Source organism: Pseudomonas sp. UFMG81, from assembly GCF_015354575.1.
Lineage (GTDB): Bacteria > Pseudomonadota > Gammaproteobacteria > Pseudomonadales > Pseudomonadaceae > Aquipseudomonas.
The window spans coordinates 1-7,776 of sequence record NZ_JACAFQ010000069.1; the positions used below are offsets into that span (position 1 = coordinate 1).

Genomic DNA, 7,776 nt, shown 5'->3' on the forward strand with positions numbered 1-7,776 from the left:
ATCTTGTTCATGGTCAAACTCCGATAGAAATTGACCGGCACCGTCCGTTTCCACGCGAAGGGTGGCGGCTGTATACGGGGTGGAAAACCAGGTCATCGGAGAACCCCGGCAGGCCTTGGGCCTCCCGCATACAGCTGCCATTACGACAGGCATTCCGATAACCAACCAGCCGGGTTTCCACGCCCGATCGCTGAACCGACAGCGACCGAGAAAGCCTAGAGGGCATGGTTTCTCCGGACAATCAGAAGGGTATCGACAGGTTTCGTAGGGTATTTCCCTGCTTATAGGTCGGCCAGTAAGCGTTTTCTTCATGTGTTGTGTGATCTTGCTGATGGTCTTGGTTTCGCGCTGTTTTCCCCGGTAATCCCGCCAGATACCGTGTGTCTCCCTCCGTTGACTTGCCGGGGAACTGTTGTTAGCGTTTCCGGTGAGCGCGAAACCAGTTGCCATTCAGCAGCTATAACTGGTGGAGGAACCCCGTCGATGGCTGAATCATCAGCGTAGGGTGAGACCTCCACACCCCTGCTTGAGGGTGTGTATACGAATATCAAGCATCGCTTCAGGGCCACTGTCAGCAGTGGCCCTTTTCTTTGCCTGGCCAAAGCTCATAGCGCTGGTACAGCAGCTCGCCATGGCGATGTTTGTTCAGGGCTTTCGCATCGCATTGCATGAAGTTCCACAGCAGCTTGCCTCGCTCCAGCGTGACGATCACCAGCATTTGCCGCTTGGCTTCGTAAGCGCCGATGAACGCCAGCCTGTGGGTGCCATTGCTGTACGCGACCCGCCACACCTCGAAAGGTCCGATCAGTGTGTCCAGCGCCATGCTGGCGTATCGCTCCCGGGCATCCTGGCGTTTCTCGACGATATGGGCGATGCAGTTGCGGTGGATCTGGATTGCGCCCATCGGCGTGAAGACCACCCGCGAGGCCATGGGCAATATATTCAGGCCAAGGTGATAGGCGACCACATCGATTGCGCTTTGATGGTCGTCAGCCGCAACGAGCTCTTCGACGGCAGGCGCACGCCATGCTCGATCAAGCGTCCTGAGATCGGGCAACTGCCTGTGCAGCCAAGTGCTCTGGCCTTTCTTCTCTGTGATTTTCGGGCGGGGAGGGTGGGTGCTCAAGGAGGTCCCATGCAGCGATCAGTTTCGCTGTAATGGCGGCGACCCGACCAGCCTAGGGAGCAGGCTTTGCTCGAACAATCAGAAGGCTATCGACAGTTTTTGTAAGGCATTTCCCTGCCAATAGCCTTCACCTGAGCCTCACCCCTCATCCGACTCGAACAACCGTTCCAACTCCACCCGCGCCTCCTTGGCCGTCTGCATCACCTTGGCCCGGTCATCCCGCACCAACCCCTGGGCTTCGAGCACCTGCTCGTCATGCTCGGCGAAGCGCTGGATGCGGAGCGCCGCCTGCTCCTGCGACAGCCCCAGCCCGACCAGCGTGCGTCGGCTCATCTCGAGGCTGGAGTGGAACGTCTCGCGGATCGGCTCGGCGCCCACGTCCATCAACTTGTGCACATGCTGGCGGTTGCGCGCCCGGGCGATGACCTTCAGGTGTGGGTACAGGCGCTTGACCCGCTCGGCGGTGCGGATGGCCGCCTCGGGGTCGTCGATGGTGATGACGAAGTATTCGGCCTCACCCACCTTGGCTGCATGCAGCACCTCGGCACGCAGCGGGTCGCCGTAGAACACCGGCACCTGCTCGAACATGCGGGTCATCTCGATGGTGTCCACCGAGGTTTCCAGGGCAATGAAGGGGATTTTCTGTGCCCGCAGGATGCGCGCGACGATCTGGCCCATGCGGCCCATGCCGGCAATCACCACGCGCGGGGTGCCGGCGTCGATGGTCTTGTACTGCTCGGGCACCTCACGCACCGGTTGCGGGCGCTTGAGGGCGCGGGCGCAGCCGAGCATCAGCAGTGGAGTGATGGCCATCGACAGGGTGATGGTCATCAGCAGCAGGTCGTAGGTTTGCGTGTCGAACAGGCCTTGGTCCTTGCCCAGCTTGAACACCACGAAGGCGAACTCGCCACCGGCTGCCAGCACCATCCCCAGGCGCAGCGCGCTGGCGCTGTTCAGGCCACCGGCAAGGCGGCCGACGCCGATCAGCAGCACCAGTTTCACCGCGATCAGCAGCAGGGTCAGGCCCAGCAGCACCAGCGGCATCTCCAGCAACAGGCGCAGGTTGGCGCCCATGCCGACGCTGATGAAGAACAGCCCCAGCAACAGGCCCTTGAAGGGTTCGATCTGCGCTTCCAGCTCATGCCGGTACTCCGAATCGGCCAGCAGCAGGCCAGCGAGGAAGGCACCCAGGGCCATGGAGACGCCGGCCTCTTCCATCAGCCAGGCAGTGCCGATCACCACCAGCAGCGCGGTGGCGGTGGACACTTCCGGCAGGCCGGTGCGAGCGACGATGCGGAACAGCGGGCGCAGCAGGTAGCGGCCACCGACGATGACCACGGCAATGCTGGCGAACACCTTCAGGCCATGCTCGAGGCTGTCGCCGTGGCTGGTGTCCGGGCCGCTGGCGGCCAGCAGCGGTACCAGCGCGATCAGTGGGATCGCGGCGATGTCCTGGAACAGCAGGATGGCAAAGGCCAGGCGGCCGTGGGGGGCGTTGAGCTGCTTGCTTTCGGCCAGGCTCTGCAGGCCCAGGGCGGTGGACGACAGCGCCAGGCCCAGGCCCAGGACGATGGCGGCGGGCAGGGTCTGGCTGAAGGCGAACAGGGCGATGGCGCCGATCACCGCGCCAGTCAGCAGCACCTGGGCGGTGCCGACGCCGAACACGGCCTTGCGCATCAGCCACAGGCGCCGGGGCGAGAGCTCAAGGCCAATGATGAACAGCAGCAACACCACGCCCAGCTCCGAAATGTGCGCGACGCTCTCGGTGTCGCGGATCAGGCCCAGGGCCTGTGGGCCGATGGCCACGCCCGCCAGCAGGTAGCCGATCACGGCGCCCAGTTGCAGGCGCTTGGCGAGGGGGACGGCGATGACGGCGGCGAACAGGAAGATCACCGCAGTCTGTAGAAGGCTGCCTTCGTGTGGCATGGCTCGGTTCCTTGAACGGCGTGTAGCGACAGCTTATGCCATCGATGAAAGAGGCGGGCATTCTGGTGCGGGGAGGGAAACAGGACAATCCTGGGTTGGCGGGAAGCATCGTTCTGAAACCAAGACCTTTGCTGGAAGATCGCGGGGCAAGCCCGCTCCCACAAGGCCTTGTAAACCCATGTGGGAGCGGGCTTGCCCCGCGTAGGTGATCGACCAGCGAGCGCTTACTGCAGGTGCACCTTCAGTGCCTGTGCCGCCTGGTCCATGGCAGTGCGCACACTCGGTACGGTGCTCAGTACATTGAGCAAACCATAGTCATGGATCATGCCGTTGTAGCGCACGCTGGTCACCGGCACGCCGGCAGCGCTCAGCTTGCGGGCGTAGGCTTCGCCTTCGTCGCGCAGCACGTCCATCTCGGCGGTCTGCACCAGGGCCGGTGGCAGGCCTTTGAGCTGATCGAGGCTGGCACGCAGCGGCGAAGCATGGATGTCGTCACGCTGGCGCGGGTCGGTGGTGTAGTTGTCCCAGAACCACTGCATCATGTTGCGGGTCAGGAAGTGGCCGTCGGCGAACTGGTTGTACGAGCCATTGTTGAAGTTAGCGTCGGTCACCGGCCACAGCAGCGCCTGGTAACGCAGCTTCGGTGTACCGGCCTCCTTGGCCTTGATCGCCACCACCGCCGCCATGTTGCCGCCGACGCTGTTGCCGGCCACCGCCAGGCGGCTGCCGTCCACGCCGATCTCCTGGCCATGCTCGGCCACCCAGCGGGTCGCGGCGTAGGCCTGGTTGATCGCGGTGGGGAACTTCGCTTCCGGCGAAGGCGTGTAGTCGACGTATACCGCCGCCGCACCGGAGCCGACCACCAGGTCGCGGATCAGCCGTTCGTGGGTGGGGTAGTCGCCCAGCACCCAGCCACCGCCGTGGAAGAACATGAACACCGGCAGCTCGCCCTTTGCGCCCTCGGGGCGCACGATGCGGATTTCCAACGCTTTGCCGTCGGCCTGGATGGTGCGGCGCTCGACGCGGATACCCGAGAGGTCGACCTTGGCCCCGGCCTGGGCGCCGCTCAGCACTGCGCGGGCGTCTTTCGGCGCGAGGGTTTCCAGCGGCTTGCCGCCACCGGCGGCGAGTGCGTCGAGGAAGCCTTGAGTGGTGGGCTCGACGCCGGGGCTACCGGCGGCGAAGGCGCTGTTCACGGCCAGGGCCAGCAGGCCGGCGGTCAGGGTGCGGGACAGGGTCATGTGCTTGCTCCTTGGTTGGGCGAGTGGCTCAGTTCTGGTTGCTGAGGAAGGTCGGTTGGGCGTAGCTCACGGCGCGCAGCTGGCCGCTGCTGTCGCGGTAGGTCAGGGTCGCGGTGTGGCTGTCGTCCTGGGCATTGGCCGGGGCATCGACGGCGATCACCTGGGCGATGTCCAGCTTCATACCGTAGTGGTAGGGGGTGGCCTCGGTGGCGAAGGCGGTGGCGCTGGTGCCGAGGGCCAGGGTGGTGAGGGTGAGGGCGAAGGCTTTGCGAAGGGTCATGATCGTTCTCCAGGTGCTACTGAGTGGGGTTGGCGACTGCTTGCTGCGTGAGCTGAATATTGCGCGCTATTATTTAGCGCGCAAAATATATTTCAACTATGGAGACGATTAAGGGCTTGCATGTGCGCCGTAGGAGCCAGCTTTGCTGGCGAACCAGCCGCCGCGGTGGAGGGCACTGGCTACGCCGGTGTTCGCCGGCAAAGCCGGCTCCTACGGGGAGAGGCAGGCCGCGATTACACGTAAGCCGGGCATCAGGTGCCGGGCCGGTATTGCATCGCCTCGGCCAGGTGCGCCCTGGCGATGGCCGGCGCCCGCTCCAGGTCCGCCAACGTCCGCGCCACCTTCAACAACCGGTGCGCCGCCCGCAATGACAGGGTCAGGCGTTCGCAGGCTTGCTCCAGCCAGGCCTGGTCCACAGGTTCCAGCGCGCAGTGCCGGCGCAGGCCCTTGAGGTCGAGAAAGGCATTGGCACAGCCCTGGCGGCGTTGTTGCATTTCGCGTGCTTCGGCGACGATGCTGGCGACACTGGCGCTGCTTTCGCCACTGGGCTGGTTGGTCAGCACCGTGTTCTCACGGGCTACGGTCAGGTGCAGGTCGATACGGTCGAGCAGGGGGCCGGAGAGTTTGTTGCGATAGCGCTGGATCTGTTCCGGGCTACAGCGGCAGCGGCCGGTGGGGTCGCCGAAATAGCCGCAAGGGCAGGGGTTCATCGCCGCGACGAGCTGAAAGCGAGCGGGGAAACGTACCCGGTCCCTGGCCCGGGCGATCACGATCTCACCCGACTCCAGGGGTTCGCGCAGCACCTCCAATACGCGTCGCTCGAATTCAGGCAGTTCATCGAGAAACAGCACGCCGTGGTGGGCGAGGGTGATCTCGCCTGGTTGCGGGCGGCTGCCCCCACCGACCAGCGCCGGCCCGGAGGCGGAGTGGTGCGGGTGGCGAAACGGCCTTTGCGGCCAGCAGTCCAGTGGTGCGTGGCCGCTCACCGAGCGGATCGCCGCCACCTCCAGCGCTTCCCGTTCGTCCAGCGGTGGCAGCAGGCCGGGCAGGCGGCTGGCCAGCAAGGTCTTGCCGGTGCCGGGCGGCCCGGTGAACAGCAGGTTGTGCGCGCCGGCAGCGGCCACCAGCAGTGCACGCTTGGCGGCGGCCTGGCCCTGCACTTCGCTGAGGTCGGGGTAGGGACGCTGCTCCATGATCAAACCGTTGGCCACATAGGGCGCCAGCGGCAACTGCCCGCTCAGGTGGGCGACCAGTTCCTGCAGGTGACCCACTGCGTACACCACCAGCCCGCTGGCCAGGCTGGCTTCCTCGGCGTTCTCCCGGGGTACCACCAGCCCTCGCCCCGCATCCCGCGCCGCCAGCGCGGCGGGCAGTACGCCCTGCACCGGGCGCAATGCCCCGGAGAGCGCCAACTCGCCCAGGCATTCGATGTCGTCGAGGCTGGCTACCGGCACCTGGCCGTTGGCGGCGAGGATCCCCAGAGCGATGGCCAGGTCGTAGCGCCCGCCGTCCTTGGGCAGATCTGCGGGGGCGAGGTTCTGGGTGATGCGCCGGGCCGGGTAGTCCAACCCGGAATTGACAATGGCACTGCGGACCCGGTCCTTGCTCTCCTTGACCGTGGCCTCTGGAAGGCCGACCAGGGTGAGCGCGGGCAGGCCGTTGGCCAGGTGCGTTTCGACGCTGACGGCGGGGGCCAGCACCCCGACCTGGGCGCGGCTGTGGACGAGGGCGAGGGACATGGGAACTCCGTGTTGGCTTGCGGTAGGGCGCGTCCTGCGGCCCTGGCAGAGCTTAGGTCGTACGGGTGGAAGAAGGCGGGTGAAAGTGCGACACGGGATGTCGTGAATGAATTTCCCTGTGCCCACGCTGATCGCAACTTCATAGGCTTCATTAACCAGCGCACAAAGCGCTAACCCGAAAAGGAGCCGGGGTAGATGGAGCTTGTATTTAGTGAGAGGGATATCTGTGTTGTTGATGATGCTGCGACTTCGGACGAGTTAAAGCGAATTAACCGACAACTGAGCACTGCCTGTTGGCGTTATGGTTGGCCTGTCAATCACGCGCCCCATGCAAGGCCGTGCTGGCACAGTTTTATCGTGGGGAGAAAGCGCCCAGAAAGACAATGCGCCGGCGATGACTTGATCCATCATGAACAGTGGGGATTTCTCGCTGATTTCTGGCGGCGAGTCAAACTTGCGCATATGCAAACGGCAACGTTATTGGGTGTTTACGCCAATGGACAAACTGCGGGCCAGGACTCGCCCATTCACCGTGATAACAAGGTCGATGAGCAAGGTTTGACGGTTGTTCTGTTCTGCAATGAACACTGGGCTACCTCGTGGGGTGGAGAGTTGGTGTTTTATGACCATCGCAAGGAAAACATCTTGAAGTCAGTCCTGCCAAAACCCGGGCGGATGGTTGTCTTCAACGGTCATGTTCCCCATAGCGCGAGGTCGCCAGCCGCGACGTGCGATCAGTTACGCATGACGCTGGCGTTCAAGACAATCATTTGAAAGGAATCTTATTCATGGCAGGGAAAGTTAGTGTAATTGTTGGTGTTGTCGAGAGGGTCAACGAGGGGGTAGGGCATGCCAATGCGGGAACGTCATTGGTTGATCAGTTCAATACTGACAAGACGGGCTATAGCCTCGTCAGTCAAAATGTGCAGACAGGTGTCGCCGTAACGGCCTCGGTAACGTCGATCGTGACGCTTACCCAAGGTGCTGTGCCATTTCTGAATATTTCAACCAACCTCCTCGCGGGTACTGTTACTTTTCTGAAAATCAGTGCTGATTACAAAAAAAACGAAAAGTTTGAGAGGGGCGATGTCATCAGCCTGATAGGCAACGTGGTTGGGGTGGCAGCAGGATTCACACTTTTGGCTGTTGGATCTAGTGCTCTGGCTACAGCGTTTGTTGCCGTGGGTGCGACAGCAGGGCTAATTGGTATTTTAAATTCTGACGCGGTGAGGAGCCTATACAGTAATTTTGTGGGGCCTGTAATAGATCGTTATTTTGGTAGCACCCAAGATGCCGCATACCCACAGCACTGGTTAGCGCCTGATTTGCAACTGGTGCCATTTGACATGATAACGGGTGCCTATTCGGGCAAATCTGCGGCTGTCTACTGGAATCCGGTCGACGATAGCATATCGATAGGCAGCTCGTTGATTATCAATAACCCTCTGCCATCATCCCCGCCAC

7 protein-coding genes are annotated in these 7,776 nt (G+C 62.8%); 2 read left to right on the forward strand and 5 right to left on the reverse strand.

Annotated features, from left to right (window positions below; all coding sequences use genetic code 11):
* Positions 1-571: 571 nt before the first annotated feature.
* From IX761_RS26855 to IX761_RS26875, 5 genes are all read right to left on the reverse strand, one after another.
* A complete protein-coding gene (locus IX761_RS26855; RefSeq protein WP_194792501.1) occupies positions 572-1,126 on the reverse strand; it encodes a PBECR2 nuclease fold domain-containing protein in 555 nt (184 codons plus the stop codon).
* Positions 1,127-1,264: 138 nt separating this feature from the next.
* Positions 1,265-3,052, reverse strand: coding sequence for a monovalent cation:proton antiporter-2 (CPA2) family protein (locus IX761_RS26860; RefSeq protein WP_194792502.1), 1,788 nt, complete (start codon positions 3,050-3,052; stop codon positions 1,265-1,267).
* 224 nt (positions 3,053-3,276) lie between these two features.
* The gene (locus tag IX761_RS26865) at positions 3,277-4,293 is read right to left on the reverse strand and encodes an alpha/beta hydrolase (protein WP_194792503.1); all 1,017 of its coding nucleotides are present in this window, start codon (positions 4,291-4,293) and stop codon (positions 3,277-3,279) included.
* A 28-nt stretch (positions 4,294-4,321) separates the two neighbouring features.
* The gene (locus IX761_RS26870) at positions 4,322-4,573 is read right to left on the reverse strand and encodes a DUF2790 domain-containing protein (protein ID WP_194792504.1); all 252 of its coding nucleotides are present in this window, start codon (positions 4,571-4,573) and stop codon (positions 4,322-4,324) included.
* Between the two features lie 251 nt (positions 4,574-4,824).
* Entirely contained in the window at positions 4,825-6,312 is a 1,488-nt protein-coding gene (locus IX761_RS26875) for a YifB family Mg chelatase-like AAA ATPase (protein ID WP_194792505.1), read from the reverse strand.
* A 195-nt stretch (positions 6,313-6,507) separates the two neighbouring features.
* On the opposite strand from IX761_RS26875, the gene IX761_RS26880 reads away from it, so the two are divergent.
* Entirely contained in the window at positions 6,508-7,086 is a 579-nt protein-coding gene (locus IX761_RS26880) for a 2OG-Fe(II) oxygenase (protein WP_194792506.1), read from the forward strand.
* 14 nt (positions 7,087-7,100) lie between these two features.
* Positions 7,101-7,776 (forward strand): hypothetical protein (locus tag IX761_RS26885; protein ID WP_194792507.1); only part of this gene is annotated, 676 nt, incomplete at its 3' end.

Coding starts and splice junctions, on each gene's coding strand:
- IX761_RS26870 (WP_194792504.1), bottom strand. CDS start 4,573: ATGACCCTTCGCAAAGCCTTCGCCCTCACCCTCACCACCCTGGCCCTC.
- IX761_RS26875 (WP_194792505.1), bottom strand. CDS start 6,312: ATGTCCCTCGCCCTCGTCCACAGCCGCGCCCAGGTCGGGGTGCTGGCC.
- IX761_RS26860 (WP_194792502.1), bottom strand. CDS start 3,052: ATGCCACACGAAGGCAGCCTTCTACAGACTGCGGTGATCTTCCTGTTC.
- IX761_RS26880 (WP_194792506.1), top strand. CDS start 6,508: ATGGAGCTTGTATTTAGTGAGAGGGATATCTGTGTTGTTGATGATGCT.
- IX761_RS26865 (WP_194792503.1), bottom strand. CDS start 4,293: ATGACCCTGTCCCGCACCCTGACCGCCGGCCTGCTGGCCCTGGCCGTG.